This is a genomic window from Allorhizobium sp. nf9_anc, assembly GCF_056323085.1.
This window is the reverse complement of sequence record NZ_CM150481.1, coordinates 3568818-3589528: the sequence shown is the minus strand read 5'-3', so window position 1 is coordinate 3589528 and position 20711 is coordinate 3568818. Positions and strand designations below refer to the sequence as shown.

Genomic DNA, 20711 nt, shown 5'->3' with positions numbered 1-20711 from the left:
TAGGCGAGCGCAAGCCGCCTAAACATCTGAAATTGCAAGAGAGGGGGTCCGTTCGTCGTGCCACCATCACCGATCCCCTCACCAGGAAAATCTGAAGTTTAGGCGGGTTGCGCCCGCCTAAGCCTTCGGTTTTCCGTCCTCCCCCACAATGGGGGGAGGTGAGATGGACCCCGGGCATTCCGCTAGGCCCTCATGCTGAGGTGCCCTCGCAAGGCGAGGGCCTCGAAGCATCCCACTCTGGCGGCCTCGTGCTTCTGATGTCGCTTCGCTCCCACCTCAGCGTGAGGGGTGGCGGGGTGGCCTCGCCCTTCGAGGCCCGACTGTGTCGGGCACCTCAGCATGAGGGGTGATCTATTAATGTCAAAAACCCCAAGCTTCGCCGCCGGCCGGGATTGCTCCCTCCGGGTTGGCTGAAATTTGTCTCGGACGAGGCGCCAGAAGCAACCTGTCTAAGTAATTTATGTGGCTCCTTCCGGCGCCCCGTTCGGCGTCTATTCCCGCTGCATGCGTCTCTCTGGCAAGGCGGCGACGGTCCTCGTCATCCTCGGGCTTGGCCCGAGGACCGAGGAATGACCGGGCGCGGGTCCGGCTGCGGCATCACCGTGAGATGACACTTCAGCCTGGCCGGTGGCCCGGGAGGTTCCCGCCGGATGGTGCACCATTCCGACCGGGACCCTCGCCCGGGGGATAACTTTCGATCATTGGCGATCGTCAATCATCCCCGCCGTTTGTTTCGCCCCGCTGTCTGGGTGTTCGCGACAGCGCGGGCGCCTTGTCTGTGTGCCTCTAAGGCACGTCCTTCCGATCAGGGTATCCGGGTTCTGAGGCATCCGGCCCCATCACCCTCGTCAAGCCCTTCGTCCGGAGGGAGACCGTTGCAGCGGGCCGGAGTTTCAGGTCTGCGACAACCCTCGATCCCGGCGCCGGCCCCACCTCGCCTGACATCGCATCGTCAGGTGTATCCGAGGGCGGGACAGCGGTGAGTCTACGAGGGTGGAAATGGTGGGGGATGAAAAAACACGTCGGGGTTTGATTTTGCTTGGTATTTTCTCAAACTCGTCCCCCTTTTTTCGGCGGATACGCCGAGTTTGTGGCTTTGCCCCTCACCCTACCCTCTCCCCGCAGGCGGGGAGAGGGAGGCGCAAGCGGTGGCCGTCTCGGCCTTCTCCCCGCTGGCGGGGAGAAGGTGCCGGCAGGCGGATGAGGGGCGAGGGCGGCATTCCTCTTCTCCCCAGCGGGGAGAAGGTGGCGCGCAAGCGCCGGATGAGGGGGCGGCGCAGCCGAACCTCGTAAAGCAGAGGATCACCATGCACACTCAACGTGATGCCATCGCACCTTGCGCTTCGCGCCCCCCTCATCTGGTCCTCCGGACCATCTTCTCCCCGCTGGGGAGAAGCGAGAGCGCGCGTCTTGCGAAACGCCCATCTCCCCCGTGGTGGGGGAAAAGCGATGGGGTCTGTCAAGGGTGTCACCATCGCCGATCCCCTCACCAACAAAATCTGAAGTTTAGCCCTGATCGGGCTAAGCCTTCTCATCGCCTTCGCGCGGCGTCGCGCTCAGGCCTCCGTTCGCTGAAATCGATTCACTGGATCGATTTCTGGCCTTCGGCCACCGCTCCGAAGCCTCTCCCACAAGGGGGAGAGGGGGGAACCGCTGCGCCCTCAGTTTGACTGATAATGCCGAGTCCTCAGTCCACCTCTTCAACAGCCGCTTCCGCCACCCGCTTCTGGATCGACTCGATGCAGTTCTTCGCGCTGGACTTCGACTTATATGTTTCCGAGCGGACCATGATTTCGCCGTTGGCGGCGCGGAAGCGGACGAAGGTTTCGCCGTTCTTGGCTTCGTCGATCTCGAAACGATAACCGCTGCCGGTCTCTTCCTTGGTGAGGTCGACGACGGGGGCAGCGGGCGCGTTCTTTTTCAGCGACTCGACGCAGTTCTTCGCGCTTGCCTTGGAGGCGTAGTTCTCCGACCACACCATGACCTCGGAATTGTAGACGAACTGGACGCGGAACTCGCCCTTTTCGGTCTTCAGGATCTTGAACTTGTGCATGCCCGTCTCCCTCTATGCCTGTCCATCGGCTTATGATTGCATGCGAATGCTAGCGCGACGGCGGCAGGCGGGCAAGAAGCACTCAAAAGCCCTGGAAAAGGAAATCCGTGGCAGCGGTGATTTCGTCGGTGCGGGCGGAGAGATCGGCGATCGAGGGTCCGATCTCCGAGAGTGGAAGAGCGGCGAGACGGTGGGTCGGCACGACATAGGTTTGGCCACTGACTTCGAAACGAGGCGTCAGCCGTGCGATCACCCAGGTGACCGTTTCGACCGGCTGCAATGGTGCGACGACCCGCGTGGGAAGGTCATGGAGAAAGTCGGACTGGAGATCGACGACCAACTGGTCTTCCGATTTCAGGCGATGGACCCGAAACCGCGCCATGGTCAGAACTGCCGGTATTTGGCGAGCGGCAGGCCGTGCTTGGCGACATAGTCGTTGTCGGCCTTGATCGCCTCGGCATTCTCAATTTTCCAGCGCCGTTCCTTCTCGGCCTTGATGGCAAGAGCGATGCCTTTCTCGGCAGCGCCGGTGATATCGAGGCCGAGGGCTTCAGCCTCGGCGATGAGGGAAGCACTGACGGTCAGGTTATGGGCTTTGCGGGCTTCAATCGACATGGCGCAACTCCGAGGATGAGGCATTCTAGCGCAAACCGAGCAAGGCGGGTAGAGCCGCCCTCCACTGCAAACCAAGCTCTTGCGGCATCCAATTCTGTCGGCATCAACCTTCGGTACGGGCCCAGGCGACGTCTGTCGGGGCGTAGTGGCGCATCTCGGCGATCTCGCCGATGAAGGGCCGGATGGCCGACAGGAATGGTGGGAAATGCGGGCTTTTGCGAAAGCCCTGCAGATGGTCCTCCGTCGAGGTCCACAGGATGCGAAGCGTCAGGCTGGAAGGCTGCTCGACGCAGTGGGAGAGTTCATAGCCATGGCATTGCGGTGCCGCCTCGAGGTGCGGCGCGGCCAGCCGATAGGCTTCGACGAGCTCGCCCGGCCGATGGGTCTTGAGTTCGTAGCGGATATATTCGACGATCATCTTCAGCGTCCTCCGGTTGTGAAAACGCATGCTGGCCAAAATCTGCGAGCATGCAAGGGCTTCCCTGGAGGTTAGGGCTTGCCGCCGCGAGCAGGGCTAGAGGGGATATCCGGTGGACAGAGACAAGATGCGCGACTGTCCGGTCATGGCAACGATCGAGGTGATCGGCGGCAAGTGGAAGCCGAGGATCCTCTGGCGCCTGCGCGATGGGCCGGCCACATTCGGCGACCTGCGCCGCTATGTCGGCGTGTCCGAAAAGGTTCTGTCGGAAAACCTGGCCGCCTTGCAGCGGGACGGCATCGTGTCACGCCAGCCCCTGAAGGAGGGCGACATGGTCTATGTCGAGTATGACTATACCGGTTACGGCCGCTCGCTGGTGCCGGTGCTCGATGCCATGGGCGGCTGGGGGCTGGGGCATGATGCGAGAAAATCGGGCCAGTCGGACACGGACCTTGATGACGTTGTCGTGTGAGCTGAGACGCCAAAAAGAAAACGCCGGCTTTCGCCGGCGTTAATTCTGTCTTTATTCGTCGCTCATCTTCAGCGCTGCGATAAACGCTTCCTGCGGGATTTCGACCTTGCCGAACTGGCGCATGCGCTTCTTGCCGGCCTTCTGCTTGTCGAGCAGCTTGCGCTTGCGCGAAGCGTCACCGCCGTAGCACTTGGCGGTCACGTCCTTGCGGAGTGCCGAGATGGTTTCGCGGGCGATGACGTTGCCGCCGATGGCGGCCTGGATCGGGATCTTGAACATGTGCTTCGGGATCAGGTCCTTGAGCTTTTCGCACATGTCGCGGCCGCGCTTTTCGGCTGCCATGCGGTGGACCATCATCGACAGCGCATCGACCGGCTCGCCATTGACGAGGATCGACATCTTGACGAGGTTGCCCTCGCGATGGCCGTCGAGATGGTAGTCGAAGGAGGCGTAGCCCTTGGAGATCGACTTCAGGCGGTCATAGAAATCGAAGACCACTTCATTGAGCGGCAGCTCATAGGTGATCATCGCGCGCTTGCCCACGTAAGTGAGTTCGGTCTGTATGCCGCGACGGTCCTGGCAGAGCTTCAGGATGCCGCCGAGATAATCGTCGGGGGTGAGGATCGTTGCCTTGATCCAGGGCTCGTGGATTTCGGAGATCTTGACCACGTCGGGCATGTCGGCCGGATTGTGCAACTCGCGCTCGGATCCGTCGGTCATGAACAGCTTGTAGACGACCGAAGGAGCTGTCGCGATCAGGTCGAGGTCGAATTCGCGCTCGAGACGCTCCTGGATGATTTCGAGATGCAGCAAGCCGAGGAAGCCGCAGCGGAAGCCGAAGCCGAGGGCTGCAGACGATTCCATTTCGAAGGAGAAGGAGGCGTCGTTGAGGCGCAGTTTGCCCATGGCGGCGCGCAGATCTTCGAAGTCTGCGGCGTCAACGGGGAAGAGACCGCAGAACACGACCGGCTGGGCCGGCTTGAAGCCCGGCAGCATGTTGGCGGTCGGGCGCTTGTCTTCGGTGATGGTATCGCCGACGCGGGTGTCGGCCACTTCCTTGATCGAACCGGTGAAGAAGCCGATTTCGCCGGGGCCGAGGCTATCCACGGCCACCATCTTCGGGGTCAGCACGCCGACGCGTTCGACCGCGTATTTGGCATCCGTGCCCATCATGCGGATGGTCTGGCCCTTGGTCAGCACGCCGTCGAGCACGCGCACGAGAACCATGACGCCGAGATAGGTGTCGTACCAGCTGTCGACGAGCAGGGCCTTCAAGGGGGCCTTTTCGCCGCCTTCGCTCTTTGGCGCCGGCAGCTTGTGCACGATGGCTTCGAGCACGTCGGGAATGCCAAGGCCGGTCTTGGCCGAGATCAGAACGGCTTCGGACGCATCGATGCCGATGACTTCCTCGATCTGTTCCTTGATGCGCTCGGGTTCTGCGGCCGGCAGATCCACCTTGTTGAGGACCGTGACCAGCTCGTGATTGTTGTCGATCGCCTGGTAGACGTTCGCCAGCGTCTGGGCTTCGACGCCCTGGGACGCGTCGACGACCAGCAGCGAGCCTTCGCAAGCCGACAGCGAGCGCGAGACTTCATAGGCGAAGTCGACGTGGCCGGGCGTGTCGATCAGGTTCAGCACATAGGTTTCGCCATTGTTGGCCTTGTAGTGCAACCGCACCGTCTGGGCCTTGATGGTGATGCCGCGTTCCTTCTCGATGTCCATGTTGTCGAGGACCTGCTCCGACATCTCGCGATCGGCGAGGCCGCCGGTCGATTGGATCAGGCGGTCGGCCAGCGTCGATTTGCCATGGTCGATATGGGCGACGATGGAGAAGTTGCGGATATGGCTCAGGGGCGTGCGATCGGTGCTCATGGCTCGCGCATATAGCAGCGAGGCCCTGTATCGCAAAGCGGAAAGATCGGGTTTTGCAGGCGATCACGGCGGTTTTGACGTCGCAGGCAAGAAGGTTTGCCGCTTGAGGCCGGGCCGTTGTCAGCGGCGCGGCTGTCGCCGATAGTGGGTGGGGCCCGAAAAAATCTTTTGGTCGTTGTCGAATCCGATGTCCGAGCCGCGTCTCTTCATCGACGGGATCGATCGACGATGCCGCAAGGGCCCGAAGGAGGGGCAAAACCGATGCAATACCTGCTGCTGATCTACGAAAATGAGGAAATCTTTGGCGGTCCGGACAAGATGGGCCCGATCATGGCCGATCTCGGCCCCCGCCATTTCGCCTTCAGCCATGAGCTGGGCGAGAAGATGCACGCCGGCGCCGGGCTAAAGGGCACGGAGGCGGCAACCACCGTGCGCACCACGGGTGGCAAGCAGACCATCCATGACGGTCCCTTTGCCGAAACGCGCGAACAGCTGGGCGGCTTTTATCTCGTGGAAGCCGAGGACCTGGATGCGGCGATCGCGATCGCCAGGAAGGTGCCGCTCGGCAATGATGGCGCAATTGAGGTCCGGCCGCTCTTGCCGATGCCGCCCGGCCTGGCGCCGAAGCGTTGAGGTGATGCGGGCAGGGGTCCTCGACGAGACCTTCCGGGCGGCGGGCGGGCGCATTCGCGCGGCACTCGCCGCCCGCTACCGCGATCTCGACCTTGCGGAAGAGGCCTTTGCCGAAAGCTGCCTGAAGGCTGTGAAGGCCTGGGGTGACGAGGGGCATGACCTGCCGCGCGATCCGGCCGCCTGGCTCTATCGGGTGGCCGAGCGCGCAGCCCTCGATATCCTGAGGCGCAGGCGGACACGGACGGCAAACCGTCCGGACGAGCCGGAGCCCGAGCCGACCGCCGAGGATCGGCTCGCAAGCGACGACGCCGTCATTCCCGACGAGCGGCTGAAACTGATCTTCGTCTGCTGTCATCCGGCAGTCGCCGCAGACAGCCGGGCGGCATTGACGCTCAAAATGGTCTGTGGCCTCTCGACGGAGGAGGTGGCACGCGCCTTTCTCGTGTCCGAAACGACACTTGCCCAGCGGCTGGTGCGCGCCAAGCGCAAGATTGCCGAGGCCGGCGTGAGTTTCGAGGTGCCGGGGCCGGAGCATTGGGCCGAGCGGCTGGCGGCGGTGCTCTCGACGCTCGAAGTCGCCTATGCCAAGGCCCATGAGGATGCGGCGGGCTCCGGACGGCATGCAGGATTTGCCCGCGAGATGCTCGAGGTGACCGCGCTCCTGACAGAGATGTTGCCACGAGAAGCCGAAGTGCTGGCACTCGCCGCAACGATCCGCTTCGCCGAGGCCAGGCGGCCGGCGAGGATGGATGCGGAGGGCATTATGGTGCCGCTCGCCGAGCAGGATCCGGCGCTTTGGTCGAAGGCGCTGATCGAGGATGCCCGGCGCTATTGCGGGCGGGCGCTTGGCATCTCGGGTCCGGGTCCGCGCATTCTGCAGATGATGATCCATGCACTCTGGTGCGGGCGGAAAACACTCGCCGATCCGCCGCCCTGGAAGGCGGTTCTTGCGGCCTATGATATATTGGTGGAGTTGCGCGACGACGCAATCATTCGCATCAATCGAGCCGTGGCTCTGGCAGAGGTGAAGGGGGCGGACGAGGCGCTGGCCGAGCTGGATGGGTTGGATGTCGAAACGCTCTCGGAATTTCTGCCGTTTCATGCAGCCCGCGCGGATCTATTGGCGCGGCAGGGCAGGGCTGCTGAGGCGTTGAAGGCCTATGATCGCGCCCTGGCGCTCTCGCCCGGGGAGGCGGAGCGGCAGTTTCTGGAGCGGCGGCGGGGCGCGTTGGTGGCGTCCTGATAGTTGGTCGCGCAGCGCTGAGTTTCGCGCGTCAGTCCTCTCGTGGCCAGTTGCCTTTCGGCCAGTTGCGGGCGGTGTGAATGACCCTGAGGATCAGAATACGCTGCACGCCCGGAATGTCGTCGACGGCGTAGCAGAGGATCCAGGGGAGGGGAGCAAGGGATTTTTCGAAAGTGCCCGCGACACGTCCGGGGCGGCCGGTCGGGATATCACCAAGACGGTAGCCGGCGGCCTCGATGATGTCGACGATCCGCTCCGCGACATCAGGGTCGTCCTCCGCGATATGGCGCAGGATCTCGAGCGTATCGCGGGTCGCTTCGGTCGCCCAGACGACCGGGCGTGTCATCCCCGCGAAGCCCGTTTGCGGCGCGCGGCATCGATCATCGCACGCATTTCGGCAATGACCTCGGCGTGCGGTACTAGGTCACCGGTCCGACCCTCGGCGAGGCCTTTTTCGATGGACTGTCGCAAGGCCAGTTCCTCTTCGACAAAGGCTGTGACCGCTTCTTCTGCGAGATGCTGGCTGCTTTGCTCCACGCCCGATGCGAGCGCATCAAGCTGGTCTTTCACATCCTGGCGGATTTCAATCGTCATTGTGGTGCGGGAGGACATGGCGCTGTTCCTTTTGTTGTGGGGACAGCATAGCCTGCCTTGAGAGATTTCGCCAGAACAGTGGTTTGGCCGGATTACACCCCGAACTGCTCCGGCCAGTCGCGGCGGGTGGCGACCTGGCCTTCGGTGCGCAGGCGCCGGACCGTGTCGAGATCGATCTCGGTAATCAGCCAGTGGCTTTCCTCGACGTCGTCACTCTCGCTTTCGGCATAGATGCCATTGGGCGGCATGCCGTAGTCGGAGGGCACGTAAAGGGCGGCGCGGCCGCGGTTTTCGTCGAGGGCTGGCGACCAGGGGGCGGTACCTGCGGTCGGCGAGGAGAGGACGGCGATCTGGTTTTCCAGCGCCCGGGCCTGGGCGCCGATGCGGACGCGATAGGCGCCGGCCAGAGTATCGGTGCAGGAGGGAGCGAGGATGAGGTCGACATCCTGTTCGGCGAGGCTGTGGGCCAGCATCGGGAATTCATTGTCGTAGCAGATGAGTATGCCGAGCTTGCCGAGCGGTGTCTCGAAGGCTGTCAGCCCGTCGCGTCCCGCGGCGATGCCCCATTGTTCGCGCTCGAAGCGGGTCATGATGATCTTGTCCTGATGACCGATCAGGCCATCCGGGCCGAAAAGGAAGGCGCGGTTGCGGTATTGGCCATCGGGGTCGAGGACTGGGGCAGAGCCTGGCTGGAAGACGATTGCGTGGGTGCGGGCGAGTTCCTCGCAGAGCTCGACCCAGGCCGGGATCAGCGGCTGGATGCCGGCGATTGAGCCGTGCAGGTCGGACCGGGTTTCCGGATCGAGCTGGCCGGCGAGTACCAGGCCGGCATATTCCGGCAGGAGCACTACCTTTGCGCCACGCTCGACGGCCTGATGCACCAGGCCCGTCAGGTGGAGGACGTAATCCTCCCAGCTTTCAATGAGATCGATCTTGTATTGGCAGGCGGCAAGGGTGAGGGCTGTCATGCTTTGAGATCCCGGATCCAGAAGGAAAGCGGCTTCGGGCTCTCGACGGTGTCGTCGAGGTCGCGCCAGGTGAAGGTGGTCCGAAGCTCGGGGTGATGGGTGTAGCCGCGCTTGGCCCAGAAGGCGTCGAGCGGCTGATAGTCGGCTGGCCGGCGCGGATGGTCGGCGGGGCGCTCGACGGCGCAGAAGGTGGCGAAGCGCAGGCCTAGCCTCTTCGCCTGGGCCTCGCGGCCTTCGAAGAATTTCACGCCGATCCCCTGGCCGCGATACTCGGGCAGGAGCACGCTTTCGCCGAAGTAAAAATAGTCCGCCGGATCGCGGCCGGCGGCGATGAATGGCGCCTGGACCTCGTCCGTTTCGCCTGCCATCGGCGTTCCCGTGGCAACGCCAACCACCTGATCATCATCGATCGCCAGCACGAAGACCGAGCCTTCGGACTTCGCATAGGTCGACAGATAGGTCTGTTCGTAGGCAGGATTTCCCTCGTAGAGATAGGGGAAGGCGCGAAAGACGGTGGATCTGAGCCGCGCGAGGTCGCCGAAGAAGGGCGTCGCGTCGCTGCCGGAAAAGGATTGGATCGTGAGGGCCATAGAGTGTTTTCAGTCCGTTGCGGAGTGGTTATACCCATGTCGCACGAACCGAGAAAGCAATTCCACGACGAGGAGTGATCGATGACCGCCGCAGCCACCATCCGTGCCTATTACGATGCCTTCAATGCCGGCGACATGGATCGTTTTCTGGCACTCCTGACCGATGATGTCGCGCACGACATCAATCAGGGTGCCCGCCAGACGGGGAAGGAAGCCTTCGCGAAGTTCATGGACCACATGAACCGCTGCTACAAGGAGGAGCTGACCGACATGGTGGTGATGGTGAATGAGGACGGCACGCGGGGTGCGGCCGAATTCATCGTCAACGGCACCTATCTCGCAACCGACGAGGGCCTGCCGGAAGCCAACGGTCAGACCTACCGCCTGCCGGCCGGTGCCTTCTTCGAGATCCGCGACGGCAAGGTCGCCCGCATCTCCAACTACTACAGCCTGCCCGACTGGATAGCCCAGGTCGGCGGCTGAACGGCCGACGCAGCTGCGCAGTCAGGGCTGAACTGAGGCACCGGCCGTGCACAGACGCCGGGCATCGAGGAGCCCCCAGCCGAACACCTGGTCCTTGCCGGGGCTGCCGATATCCTGCGCCAGTCCGGAGAGCGCCTCGGCCATCTGGGTCGGAGTGAGGTCCGGCCGCTCTGCGAGAAGGACGGCGGCCGCGGCGCTGACGAAGGGGGCGGCAAAGGATGTGCCGCTCTTCGGACGGGCGCCGCTGATCGAGGCGGCCGTCCAGACATTGACGCCGGGGGCGGCGATATCGACATGGGCGCCCTGGTTCGCGCGGCGATAGGCGTTGCGGCCCTTATCGACGGCCGTCACGGCGATCACCCCGTCATAGCCGGCGGGATAGAGTGGTTTCGCCCTTGGGCCGGCATTGCCGACCGCGGCGACCAGGATCACGCGGCGCTCGATCATGGCCTCCACGGTTGTCTTCAGCAGCGCATTGTCCGGACCGGCAAGGCTGAGATTGATCACCCGCACATTGCGACCCGCCAGCGCATCGAGCGCCCTGACCAGATCGAAGGTCGATGCGACATCGGCCGATCCGCCGAGCCGGCGAAAGGCGTCGACGGCAATCACCTCGGATGACGGAAGCAGGCCCGGTGCCCGGCTGCCGGCCGCGCCGACGAGAAGCGCGGCGACCGCCGTCCCATGCTGGCGGCCGGATTGCGGCAGGGCATCGTCGGTGATCCGGATAACTTCGAGCCGCGCATTGCCGAGGGACGGGTGATCCGGGTTGATGGCCGTATCGATCAAGCCGATCTTCGGCAGGCTTCCGCAGCGCTGTACGAGTCCTGCGGGATCGATGGGCCAGCCGATGATTTCGCGCACGAGGGCGCAGGTCTGGCCGCCGCAATCGGGGGCGGTTTCCGTCTGCTCGGGCCGGTAATAGTGATTGAAATCGACCTGAGCGACCGGGGCAAGGGATGTGACCCTCTCGCGCGCCGCCTCCAGCCCGGTGCCACGCGGCACGACGAGGCGCACGATCTCGGTCGCGGGCCCGGTCACGAGGCTGAGGCTTTGGCGCTCGGCGACGGCATAGCCTTCCTCGGTCAACTGGGTGATGGCCGCCTCGGGCAGGCCGGCGGCAATGATCTCGTTCGGCACGCGGTCGGGAATAGCTGGGGCTGCGCGACGAACGGGTGCCGGACGTTGTGGCTGCAGGAAAGGAAACAGCGTGAAGCCAGATTGACGGGATGGCGTCCGATCTCCCGATCGACCGGAGCCGCCTTCGCTCCGCCCACCGCCGCCATCATCGTCATCATCGTCGTCCCCACCACCGTCATCGTCGTCGTCAGCATGGGCGACCGCGAGGGGCTGGTATGTCGGGTCGAAGGGGAGAGAGACGGGCGGTGGCAGGACCACGGCGAGCCCTAGCAATCCACCGAGCAACCTTGCAAAGACCCGATCCATGTTCCATCTCTCCGTGGTCGGCGCCGGGCCTTCGAGACCCGCCGACGAGTGTGATGTCAGGTTATACGTGCGAGCCGCTGGTTTATTCCGGAGAGACGGAAAGTTTTTATGGTTGAGCCTGTCGATATCGTCGGAGAGCGCCTCGTCTCCTTCCTGCCGAACCTCAGGCGTTTTGCGATTTCGCTCTGCCGTGCGCGTGATGTCGCCGATGATCTGGTTCAGCAGACTTGCGAGCGTGCCCTGGCGGCAGCCGAAAGCTTCGACCCTGACACCCGCTTCGACGCCTGGGTGTTTCGCATCCTGCGCAATCTCTGGCTCGACCAGTTACGCCGGCAAAAGACGGCCGGCCCCGCTGTCGATATCGACGATATGCACGACCTGTCTGTGTCATCAGGCGAAGCGCAGAGCGAGGCGCGGCTGGCGCTCGAAAGGGTTGAAGTCGCCCTGCAGCAATTGCCCCCCGAGCAGCGCGAAGTGCTGGTCCTGGTCTGCATCGAGGAACTGAGCTACCGCGATGCGGCAGACGTGCTTGATATTCCAGTTGGCACAGTGATGAGCCGGCTCGCCCGCGCCCGAAAGGCACTTTCCGAATTGACGGGAATAAATCCCGAAGCCAGACGTTCTTCGCCATGAGAAAGGCGGACACTCCATGACACGCGCGATTTCCGACGAAATGCTGATGGCCTTTGCCGATGGCGAACTGGCTCCCGCCGAACAAAGCGAGATCGAGGCGGCCCTCGCCGAGGACGAGGTTTTGGCCGAGCGCCTCGCCGTGTTCATGGACACGAGACATGAGCTCGCGGCGACGATGAAGCCGCTGATCGATGAGCCGGTGCCGGCAGCACTTCATGCCTCACTCGCGGCTGCGATCGCAACCGCCCGGCAGACGCAGGGCGTCACGTCCCAAGCAGCCACGCCGCAAACAACCGACACTGTCGTGCCGCTCAGGCCGCGTGCGTCGTCCACGTCTGCCGCTCGGTCCAGGGGATCGGCGATCACGTCGCCCTGGGGCATGGCCCTTGCCGCCTCCTTCATCGGGGTGGTGGTGGGCCTCGGCGGCTTCCTTCTCGGCCAATCGACCGGCGTCGCGCCGGATGGCGCGAACATGGCACTGAACGAGGCGTTGGAAACCCTGCCGTCGGGCGGGGACCGCGCGCTCTCAGACGCCGAAAGCCTGCACATGATCGCGAGCTTCCGTGATGCCGAAGGGCATCTCTGCCGCGAATACGAGCGCAAGGCGGCAGATGCCGTGACCACGGCGGTGGCCTGCCATGGGCCGGCGGGCTGGCAGACGCGGTTTGCTCTGACCAATCCGGTGGCGGAAGGCTATGTGCCGGCCTCGACCACGGAAACGCTGGATGCCTTCCTTTCCGGGATCGGCGCCGCGGCGCCGTTGTCGCCCCAGGAAGAAACCGCCGATATCGAGGCGCTTCGCAGCCGCTGAAACGAAAAAAAATGATGCGGTCCGGGAATAAGACCCCGCCGCATCCGTTCTCCAGAACAGACAAGGATCTGGAGAAAGTCGATGAAGCTCTCGCTGCTGAAACGTCCCACCCCCCGCATCACCTTCACCTGCCGCCCCGAAGACGAAGGCGTGATCACGCCGCCCGTCCGCGCGAAAACCGTGCTGCCCGAGTGGTTCCGCAAGCTGCCGGCGGTAACGGAAGACAAGGTCTCGCCGACCGATAGCGGGTTGACCGTGAAGCGCTGCATGCCGTTTCTCGATGCGATGATGGCGGGCTGGGTCATCGGCCTGCCGGCAACCGTGCGCATGGAAATCTCCGATGGTGGCCGCACGGTGAATTGCGGCTGGGATTTCGACCGCACGCTTGTCAGCAACCATGCCACCCATCAGGTCGCCGGCAATCCGCGCGGTCCGCTGCCACCCTGCAAGTTCCACAACTACTGGACCATTCGCACGCCGCCCGGCTGGAGCTGTCTTTTCGTATCGCCGCTCAACCGTCCCAACGGGCTCTTCGAGGTTGTCGCGGGCGTCGTCGATACCGATACCTATCAGTCGGAAATCCACTTTCCCTTTTTCGCGACCGGGCCGGATGGCCTGCATGTGCTGGAGCGCGGCACGCCGATCGTCCAGGTCATCCCTTTTCGGCGCGAGACCTCGGATCTCGAAGGCGACATTCGTAGCGAGACGGATGAGGAGCAGACGAAACGCAAGACGATCTTCCGCAAGACGATCGCCTCCGAAGGTTGGTACCGGAAGTTCGCCCGCGCCCAGCGCTGAGAAGACCAGCATCATCCTGTTGCTAACCACCCGGAACGTCGTTTCGGGTGGCGTTTCTGATTCTGCCGATATCAAGAATTAAATATCTGAAAATAAATGATTTTTCTCGGAATAAACCTCGATCTGGTCCGTTCTTCCCATGCAGCCGACGTGCTGCCGTGAAAGAAACCAAGGAGACTGACCATGAAGAAATTCATCGCCATCCTGAGCTCTGTGCTCGCCATCGGCACCACCGCCCCGGCCCCTGCTCTGGCCGACGATCCGCTGACCCGCTTCCTCGACAGAAGCACCGGCGAGGGCCGCTCCTATGCGCGCTCCGGTACTCGCAATGACGATCGTGGCGGGTGGAGTTCAAACAGCAACTCCAACAGCAATTCCAACAGCTCGTCGAACTCCTCGAGCAATTCGAGCTCGAACTCCTCCTCGAACAGCAGCTCGAATTCGTCGAACAATTCCAGCTCGAACTCGTCGTCGAATTCCTCGTCCAATTCGTCTTCGAATTCGTCCGACGACGACGATTGATCCTCGCATCTGATCGAAACGAAAAAAGGCCGCGGCATTGCCGCGGCCTCCTTCGTTGTCCGGTGAACGGATGGGGATCAGTTGACCGCCCAGTTGCTCTTCACGTCGTCGGCGTTCTTCGACAGATGCACGTGCTGGTCGACATGATCGACCCAATCGAGCGGGATGTAATGGTGCTGGCCATCAGAGGAATCGCTCTTGGTCAGCTTGATGCGGCTGGCGCCGTCCATGTGGTCGACGGTGCCGACATGGGCGCCGTCCTGGGCCAGAACTTCCATGTGTTCGCGGATCTCGTCTGCAGAAATCATTGGTCATGCTCCTCTGGGTGTTGCGATGGTCAAAAGGCGCGAGCCGTGGAATTTGTTCCGGCAAAGTCATTTTGGCGCAGGTGGCAAAAGCGGCGGAACAACCTTGCCTCACGCGCATTGAACGGAACCGCGCGAGATCCCTCGCCGAACAGCGAGCTCATCCATGCTTCCGAGAATTGCGATCATCGGTACCGGCCCGACCGGCCTTTACACATTCAAGCAAGTGATTGCCTCGACCGTCCCGCTGTCGATCACGCTCTATGAGGCGGAAGGCGAGCCTGGAAAAGGCACGCCCTATCACCCCGACATGAACGACCCGGCCATGCTCTCCAACATTCCGAGCATCGAGCTGCCTGCCTTCACCGAAACGCTGGCCGACTGGCTGCGGCGGCAGAATGACGACACGCTGATGCGCCACGGCATTCGCCGCGAAGCGATCGACGAGCGGGAATTCTACCCGCGCCTGGTGCTTGGCGACTACATGCAGGCGCAGTTCGAGCGCATGCTGGCGGTGGCCGCCGAGCGTGGTCATGAGGTGACCGTGCTCGCCCACCACAAGGTGGTGGATATCGAGATCCAGGACGATGCGATCCGTCTGCGGGTGTCCAATCCCGATGGGGAGAGTGACGCGAATTTCGGCCATGTGGTGATGGCGACCGGCCACAACTGGCCGGACAGCACCGAAATCCGCCCCGGCTACTTCGTTTCGCCCTGGCCGGCGACGGTTCTGAAGTCGATCCGCAATGAACCCGTCGGTATTCTCGGCACGTCGCTGAGCGGCATCGACGCCCTGATGACCGTGGCGACGGCGCATGGCATGTTCTACAGCGATGCGGCGGGTGATCTGCAATATCAGCCGGCTGCCGGGACGGAGGATTTCCGCGCGACTCTGATGTCCCGCAAGGGCATCCTGCCGGAGGCCGACTTCTACTGCCCGCTGCCCTATGTGACGCCGCTCGTCTGCACGGAAGAGGCCATCGAGGCGCTGATCGCGACAGGTCGTCACGACCTGCTCGATGATGTCTTCGAGCTGTTCCGCGGAGAAATCGTCGCCCGCGACCCCGATTATGCCGCCCGCATCGGCCTGTCGCAGCTGACCGTCGAGACATTTGCCGCCGCCTACTACGCCGACCGGACAGAAAGCGATCCCTTCGTCTGGGCCGCGAAGAACCTGGCCGAGGCCGAGGACAACAGGATGAAGCGTTACACGGTGCCGTGGCGCTACGCGATCCTGATCACCCACGAGATCGTAGCGCGCGTCATTCCGCATCTGGACGAGAAAGACCTCAAGCGCTTCCACCGCCACTTCAAAGGCATCTTCATCGACGACTATGCAACGGTGCCGCTGATGTCGATCCGCCGTCTGCTCGCGCTGTCGCGCGCGGGGAAGCTGTCGATCCTGCGGCTCGGCGAAGACTACACGATCCGCACGGCCGAGGACGGTCTGGAGCGGGGCGCAGAGGTCGAGGTGTTAGGCACCACGCATCGTTTCGGTGCCTTCATCGATGCGACCGGCCAGGAAACCCTGTCGGCGACGGATCTCCCCTTTCCGACGCTGGTCGATCAGGGTGGCGTGCGCGAAGCCGCTACGCCCAAGGTCGAGGCGATCCTATCGCTCGATAGGGATCCCGATATGGTGCGCACCGGCGGCATCGATGTCGATGAATTCTATCGCCCGCGTCTCGGCCTGATGTCGGAAGGCCGGCTCTATTGCGCGGCGATTGCCTTCCTCCTGCACAAGGAGCCCTTCGTTCAGGGCATCACCAGCGCCCGGGATATTGGCGAGACTGTCGGTCGTGCCATCCTCAAGGATATCTCGCAGGCGGAAACGCCGCTCTTTCAGATCTCGGCATAAACCGCATCGCCGACACTGATGGTCACGCCCTCGGTGGGCGTGGCGTAGACGCCAAGATTGCGCTTGTTGTGGCGCATGATCCCGCGCAGCACTTCTGGCTCTTCCGCCATGCCGGGCTGTGCAACAAGCGTCATGCCACAGCGGCGCGACGCCTCGGTGACGCGGATATCCGCGTCCCCGATGCGTAACATATGGTCAACCCACTCGTTTTCGATGAAGCCTTCGCCGTCTTCCGTCTCGATCAGCAGGGAGGGTCGGAACCGTCGTGAGTCGAGTGGAGGAAGGCCTGTAATCGCGGCGAGCGCCTCCGTCGAAGCCGTCGTCACCAGGTGAAGCGGCGCTGGCTTGTAACGGTTGGAGACGACGGGGAAGCGGTAATCGCCAGACCCGACGAGCCCGACCGCGACCGGAAAGCCGAAATGCTCTGCCAGCCGGTCCGGCAAAGCGCCGTCATCGAGCGCATGCTCGGCGCCATCGGCGAAGCGCAGCACCGGCAATCCGGAGGGCGGTTGCGAGGCGGCAATGAAGAGGGCGGGGCGCCAGCGCGTTTCCTTCTCGGGGGCGGCGGCAAGGCCGGTTTCCGGATCAAACAGCGCAAAACGCCGGTCGCCTGCGATGCCCTCGGGCGAAACGGTGATCGAGGCGAGTGTCTCCCCGCCGAGAGAACTCACCGGATAGCGCCAGACTTCCCGCACTCGACCGATTTTTCGCATGGTTGTTCCTCGTTTCAAACGATCACCATACGCGGGATAGTCGCTCTATGTTCCAGAAATTCTGCGTGAGCGTGCTTTGGCCGTGCGCGACCGTCAGGTCCAGTCGAGCACGATCTTGCTCGCCTTGCCGGCGGTGGCGAGTTCGAAAGCTTCGGCGTAATCGTCCACCTTCATCCGGTGAGTGATGACCTTGCGGATATCGAGGCCGCTTTCGAGCATGGCGAGCATCTTGTGCCAGGTGTCGAACATCTCGCGACCATAGATGCCCTTGAGTGTGACCATGCGGAAGACGACCTTGGAGAGGTCGAAATGGAAGGGCCGCGCCGGCACGCCAAGCAGCGCGATACGGCCGCCCATGACGAGATGGTCAATCATCTGGTCGAGGGCGGCGGGAGAGCCGCTCATCTCAAGCCCGACATCGAAGCCTTCCTTCATCTTCAGCTTCGCCATCACATCGCGCAGGTCTTCATTGGCAACATTGACCGGATGCACATCGGCGACTTCAGCCGCAAGCGCCAGGCGTTCGGGATTGACGTCGGTGATGACAACGTGGCGCGCGCCGACATGGCGGGCGATCGCGGCCCCCATGATGCCGATCGGGCCGGCGCCGGTAATGATGACGTCCTCGCCGACGAGATCGAAGGCGAGCGCCGTGTGCACGGCATTCCCCAGCGGATCGAGGATCGCGCCGATCTCGTCGTCGATCGTGTCGGGGAGCGGGATGATATTGAAGGCCGGGATCTTGGCAAATTCCGCAAACGTGCCCTGCACGTTGACGCCGATGCCCCGGGTTTCCGGGTCAAGGTGATACTTGCCCGCCCGCGAAGCACGGCTGTTCATGCCGACGAGATGGCCTTCGCCGGAGACCCGCTGGCCGATCTGGAGATTGCGGACATTGGCGCCGACGGCGACGATCTCTCCGGCATATTCATGGCCTGTGATCATCGGCACGGGGATCGTCTTCTGCGCCCACTCGTCCCATTTGTAGATGTGCACGTCGGTGCCGCAGATGCCTGTTTTGTTGATCTTCACGAGCACGTCGTCGGGCCCGATTTCCGGGACCGGCGCGTCGATCATCCAGATGCCGACCTCGGATTTCTGCTTGGAAAGCGCCTTCATGATCAGATCATCCCGATGGTCTTGCCGGCATCGATGAATGCGGCGATGGCGGTGTCGATATCGGCCTCGGAGAGCGCTGCCGACATCTGGGTGCGGATGCGGGCCTGGCCCTTGGGCACGACGGGGAAGAAGAAGCCGGCAACATAGACGCCGCGCGCATCGAGCTCGGCGGCGAGCTTTTGCGCAAGCACCGCGTCATGGGTCATCACCGGGATGATCGGCGTTTGGCCGGGAAGCAGCTCGAAGCCGGCCTCGGTCAGGCCCTGGCGGAAGCGTTTGGTGTGACCGGAGAGCTTGGCGCGCAGGTCGTCGGCACCTTCGGCGATTTCGATCGCCTTCAGCGAGCCGGCAGCGACGGCAGGCGCGAGGCTGTTGGAGAAGAGATAGGGCCGCGCCCGCTGGCGTAAGAGATCGATGGCGGCCTTCGGGCCGGCAATGAAGCCGCCCATGGCGCCGCCCAGCGTCTTGCCGAATGTGCCGGTGATGATGTCGACGCGGGTGCCGACACCGGTCAGTGTCGGCGTGCCCTTGCCCTTGGCGCCCAAATGGCCGGTGGCGTGGCATTCGTCGATCATCACCATGGCGCCGTATTTTTCGGCGAGCGCACAGATCTCCGGGAGTTTGGCGACATAGCCGTCCATCGAGAAAACACCGTCGGTGACGATCAGCCGGAAACGCGTGCCGTCGGCTATGGCCTTCTTCAACTCGTCTTCCAGCCCGTCCATGTCCGAATTGGCATAGCGGTAGCGTTTTGCCTTGGAGAGACGCACGCCGTCGATGATCGAGGCGTGATTGAGGCTATCCGAGATGATCGCGTCTTCAGGACCGAGCAGCGTCTCGAAGATCCCGCCATTGGCATCAAAGCACGCGGCAAACAGGATCGCATCGTCCTTGTCGAGATAGCGGGCGATCGCCTGCTCAAGCTCCCGGTGAATGTCCTGCGCACCGCAGATGAACCGCACCGAAGCCATGCCGAAGCCGTGGCTGTCGATCGCGGCCTTGGCGGCCTGTTCGATCTTGGGATGGTTGGCGAGGCCGAGATAGTTGTTGGCGCAGAGATTGATCATCTCGCGCGTGCCCCTGGCATCGCGCACCTGGATGCGGCCCGATTGCGGGCTGACGATTTCGCGCTCGCGCTTCAGAAGCCCGTCGGCTTCGATGCCCTGGAGGGTTTCGGTGATGTGGTCGAGAAAGCCGGACTGCATGGGAAATCCCTCGATGCTGAATAATTCCAGCATATCGGAATTTTGCCTTCCGGCAATCGATATTTTGGAATTGCCTTTTCGCCTATCTGTGTAACACGACCAGCAGGCCTTTGCCGATATCCGTTCCGCCATTGCGGATCGCATGTGGAACATCGGCACGGTAACGGGCGGTTTCGCCGGTCCGGATGACCGTCTTGCTGCCGCCGCTCGAAATCTCGAAACCGTCTGTGAAGGCGGTGAAATGTTCAAAGGCGCCGATCGAATGCGGCTGGCTCACAAGTGCGCCGCCCGGATCCATTTCCAGCTCGTACCATTCCGTCTGACCGGCAAGCCGGGGTGAGCTCAGGATCTTCAGCCGACAGGAGCCATCGGCACTACGGATGACGGGCGTGTGCATGACCGAGGTGACCTCGATCTCCTCGCGCCCGGCGACCGAGGTGCCGTTGCCGATGAGGTCGGAGAGCTCGATCTCCATCGCCTGGGTGAGGCTCCAGAGCACGGCAAATGTCGGATTGGCTTCGCCGCGCTCGATCTGGCTCAGCATCGACTTGGAGACGCCCGAGAGTGTGCCGAGCTGTTCGAGCGTCAGCTTGCGCGCCTTGCGCTCGCGCTTGATGGCCGGGCCGATCTCGGGAGTGTGCTGCTGCATGGGCTCTGTCCTGCGGTCTCGCCGGCGGGTGCCGACCGCCCCTTTTACGCCGACCATACCGTGATGCGGAAGAGGGCGAGCAGGAAAGCTTGACTCCAGTATCTGCGCATGAAATTCTCAGATAATGGAATCAGAAGATCAGTTCGAGAAACATGTCGCCGAACGGCTGAAGCGCCTGCGCGTTGAGCGGGGACTGACGCTCGACCAGTTGGCGGACCTTTCAGGCGTTAGCCGGGCGATGATCTCGCGCATCGAGCGATCCGAGGCAAGCCCGACGGCGGCGCTTCTGGCGCGTCTGTGCTCGGCGCTCGGGATCTCCTTGTCCGTCTTCTTTGCCAGCGCTGAAGCGGAGCCTTCGCCGCTTGCGCGACGCGTCGATCAGCCTGTCTGGCGTGATCCGGAAAGCGGCTATCTGCGCCGTGCGATCTCCCCCCAGGGGACCGGCAGCGGGACCGATATCGTCGAGGTCGAGTTTCCGGCCGGTGCCGAGGTGCGGTTCCCGGGGCGCCCGACCGGCCGCAGCCAGACCCAGCATGTCTGGGTCTTCGAGGGCGTGATTGAACTCATCGTCGGCGAGGCCGTGCACCGGCTGGAGGCCGGCGACTGCCTCTTTATGAATGTCGGCGATGTGCACGGCTACCGGAACCCGACCGACAAACCAGCCCGCTATGCCGTCGTGATCTCGCTCGGCCCCTGACTTATTCCCACCAC

General features: G+C 63.1%; 25 protein-coding genes. 10 read left to right on the top strand and 15 right to left on the bottom strand.

All coding sequences use genetic code 11. From position 1 onward, the window contains the following. Positions 1–1687: 1687 nt before the first annotated feature. From AC02Y0_RS17555 to AC02Y0_RS17540, 4 genes are all read right to left on the bottom strand, one after another. Entirely contained in the window at positions 1688–2053 is a 366-nt protein-coding gene (locus AC02Y0_RS17555) for a YegP family protein (RefSeq protein ID WP_476380121.1), read from the bottom strand. Between the two features lie 82 nt (positions 2054–2135). Then, entirely contained in the window at positions 2136–2435 is a 300-nt protein-coding gene (locus tag AC02Y0_RS17550) for a CcdB family protein (RefSeq protein WP_476380120.1), read from the bottom strand. 2 nt (positions 2436–2437) lie between these two features. After that, complete coding sequence (locus tag AC02Y0_RS17545; RefSeq protein WP_476380119.1) at positions 2438–2668, bottom strand: type II toxin-antitoxin system CcdA family antitoxin; 231 nt, start codon at positions 2666–2668, stop codon at positions 2438–2440. Between the two features lie 103 nt (positions 2669–2771). Next, on the bottom strand, positions 2772–3086 hold the full coding sequence (locus AC02Y0_RS17540) for a putative quinol monooxygenase (protein ID WP_476380118.1): 315 nt from the start codon (positions 3084–3086) through the stop codon (positions 2772–2774). A 112-nt stretch (positions 3087–3198) separates the two neighbouring features. Between AC02Y0_RS17540 and AC02Y0_RS17535 the strand changes: the two genes are divergently transcribed. Continuing rightward, positions 3199–3558 (top strand): winged helix-turn-helix transcriptional regulator, encoded by a 360-nt coding sequence (locus tag AC02Y0_RS17535; RefSeq protein WP_476380117.1) that lies wholly within the window; start codon positions 3199–3201, stop codon positions 3556–3558. A 51-nt stretch (positions 3559–3609) separates the two neighbouring features. Here the strand turns inward: AC02Y0_RS17535 and lepA are convergent, their stop codons facing one another. Further along, entirely contained in the window at positions 3610–5430 is a 1821-nt protein-coding gene (lepA, locus tag AC02Y0_RS17530) for a translation elongation factor 4 (protein WP_307370512.1), read from the bottom strand. A gap of 261 nt (positions 5431–5691) precedes the next feature. On the opposite strand from lepA, the gene AC02Y0_RS17525 reads away from it, so the two are divergent. Next, on the top strand, positions 5692–6063 hold the full coding sequence (locus tag AC02Y0_RS17525) for a YciI family protein (protein WP_476380116.1): 372 nt from the start codon (positions 5692–5694) through the stop codon (positions 6061–6063). 4 nt (positions 6064–6067) lie between these two features. Continuing rightward, a complete protein-coding gene (locus tag AC02Y0_RS17520) occupies positions 6068–7306 on the top strand; it encodes an RNA polymerase sigma factor (protein WP_476380115.1) in 1239 nt (412 codons plus the stop codon). A gap of 31 nt (positions 7307–7337) precedes the next feature. On the opposite strand, the gene AC02Y0_RS17515 is transcribed toward AC02Y0_RS17520, so the two are convergent. The 4 genes from AC02Y0_RS17515 to AC02Y0_RS17500 all read right to left on the bottom strand — a co-directional run bounded on the left by AC02Y0_RS17515 (position 7338) and on the right by AC02Y0_RS17500 (position 9458). Continuing rightward, complete coding sequence (locus AC02Y0_RS17515; RefSeq protein ID WP_476380114.1) at positions 7338–7652, bottom strand: type II toxin-antitoxin system RelE/ParE family toxin; 315 nt, start codon at positions 7650–7652, stop codon at positions 7338–7340. Further along, on the bottom strand, positions 7649–7918 hold the full coding sequence (locus AC02Y0_RS17510; protein WP_476380113.1) for a CopG family ribbon-helix-helix protein: 270 nt from the start codon (positions 7916–7918) through the stop codon (positions 7649–7651). Before AC02Y0_RS17510 ends, AC02Y0_RS17515 begins: the two co-directional genes overlap by 4 nt. 74 nt (positions 7919–7992) lie before the next feature. Beyond that, entirely contained in the window at positions 7993–8868 is an 876-nt protein-coding gene (locus AC02Y0_RS17505) for a carbon-nitrogen hydrolase family protein (protein WP_476380112.1), read from the bottom strand. Then, on the bottom strand, positions 8865–9458 hold the full coding sequence (locus tag AC02Y0_RS17500; protein ID WP_476380111.1) for a GNAT family N-acetyltransferase: 594 nt from the start codon (positions 9456–9458) through the stop codon (positions 8865–8867). Before AC02Y0_RS17500 ends, AC02Y0_RS17505 begins: the two co-directional genes overlap by 4 nt. A gap of 81 nt (positions 9459–9539) precedes the next feature. On the opposite strand from AC02Y0_RS17500, the gene AC02Y0_RS17495 reads away from it, so the two are divergent. Next, positions 9540–9941 (top strand): ketosteroid isomerase-related protein, encoded by a 402-nt coding sequence (locus AC02Y0_RS17495; RefSeq protein WP_102020647.1) that lies wholly within the window; start codon positions 9540–9542, stop codon positions 9939–9941. 21 nt (positions 9942–9962) lie between these two features. Here the strand turns inward: AC02Y0_RS17495 and AC02Y0_RS17490 are convergent, their stop codons facing one another. Continuing rightward, positions 9963–11387, bottom strand: coding sequence for a S8 family serine peptidase (locus tag AC02Y0_RS17490; protein WP_476380110.1), 1425 nt, complete (start codon positions 11385–11387; stop codon positions 9963–9965). Between the two features lie 108 nt (positions 11388–11495). Here AC02Y0_RS17490 and AC02Y0_RS17485 point away from each other — a divergent pair, with 108 nt between their 5' ends. The 4 genes from AC02Y0_RS17485 to AC02Y0_RS17470 all read left to right on the top strand — a co-directional run bounded on the left by AC02Y0_RS17485 (position 11496) and on the right by AC02Y0_RS17470 (position 14151). Then, a complete protein-coding gene (locus AC02Y0_RS17485; RefSeq protein WP_476380109.1) occupies positions 11496–12020 on the top strand; it encodes an RNA polymerase sigma factor in 525 nt (174 codons plus the stop codon). Between the two features lie 16 nt (positions 12021–12036). Then, a complete protein-coding gene (locus AC02Y0_RS17480) occupies positions 12037–12831 on the top strand; it encodes an anti-sigma factor family protein (RefSeq protein ID WP_476380108.1) in 795 nt (264 codons plus the stop codon). Between the two features lie 81 nt (positions 12832–12912). Further along, positions 12913–13629 carry a DUF6065 family protein gene (locus AC02Y0_RS17475; RefSeq protein WP_476380107.1) on the top strand — a complete coding sequence of 239 codons (717 nt, stop codon included), beginning with the start codon at positions 12913–12915 and terminating at the stop codon, positions 13627–13629. 183 nt (positions 13630–13812) lie between these two features. Then, a complete protein-coding gene (locus AC02Y0_RS17470) occupies positions 13813–14151 on the top strand; it encodes a hypothetical protein (protein WP_444559709.1) in 339 nt (112 codons plus the stop codon). Positions 14152–14228: 77 nt separating this feature from the next. Here the strand turns inward: AC02Y0_RS17470 and AC02Y0_RS17465 are convergent, their stop codons facing one another. After that, a complete protein-coding gene (locus tag AC02Y0_RS17465) occupies positions 14229–14459 on the bottom strand; it encodes a DUF2171 domain-containing protein (protein WP_444559708.1) in 231 nt (76 codons plus the stop codon). Between the two features lie 163 nt (positions 14460–14622). Here AC02Y0_RS17465 and AC02Y0_RS17460 point away from each other — a divergent pair, with 163 nt between their 5' ends. Then, a complete protein-coding gene (locus AC02Y0_RS17460) occupies positions 14623–16314 on the top strand; it encodes an FAD/NAD(P)-binding protein (RefSeq protein ID WP_476380106.1) in 1692 nt (563 codons plus the stop codon). Here the strand turns inward: AC02Y0_RS17460 and AC02Y0_RS17455 are convergent. The 4 genes from AC02Y0_RS17455 to AC02Y0_RS17440 form a co-directional block, all read right to left on the bottom strand. Continuing rightward, positions 16299–17027 (bottom strand): MOSC domain-containing protein, encoded by a 729-nt coding sequence (locus AC02Y0_RS17455; RefSeq protein ID WP_476380105.1) that lies wholly within the window; start codon positions 17025–17027, stop codon positions 16299–16301. The genes AC02Y0_RS17460 and AC02Y0_RS17455 overlap by 16 nt on opposite strands. Positions 17028–17120: 93 nt before the next feature. Beyond that, on the bottom strand, positions 17121–18146 hold the full coding sequence (gene tdh, locus AC02Y0_RS17450) for an L-threonine 3-dehydrogenase (RefSeq protein WP_476380104.1): 1026 nt from the start codon (positions 18144–18146) through the stop codon (positions 17121–17123). 2 nt (positions 18147–18148) lie between these two features. Then, positions 18149–19351, bottom strand: a complete 1203-nt coding sequence (locus AC02Y0_RS17445) for a glycine C-acetyltransferase (RefSeq protein WP_476380103.1) — start codon at positions 19349–19351, stop codon at positions 18149–18151. 82 nt (positions 19352–19433) lie between these two features. After that, a complete protein-coding gene (locus tag AC02Y0_RS17440) occupies positions 19434–20000 on the bottom strand; it encodes a helix-turn-helix domain-containing protein (RefSeq protein WP_476380102.1) in 567 nt (188 codons plus the stop codon). Between the two features lie 121 nt (positions 20001–20121). Between AC02Y0_RS17440 and AC02Y0_RS17435 the strand changes: the two genes are divergently transcribed. Then, positions 20122–20697 carry a helix-turn-helix domain-containing protein gene (locus AC02Y0_RS17435; RefSeq protein WP_476384071.1) on the top strand — a complete coding sequence of 192 codons (576 nt, stop codon included), beginning with the start codon at positions 20122–20124 and terminating at the stop codon, positions 20695–20697. Positions 20698–20711 lie beyond the last annotated feature (14 nt).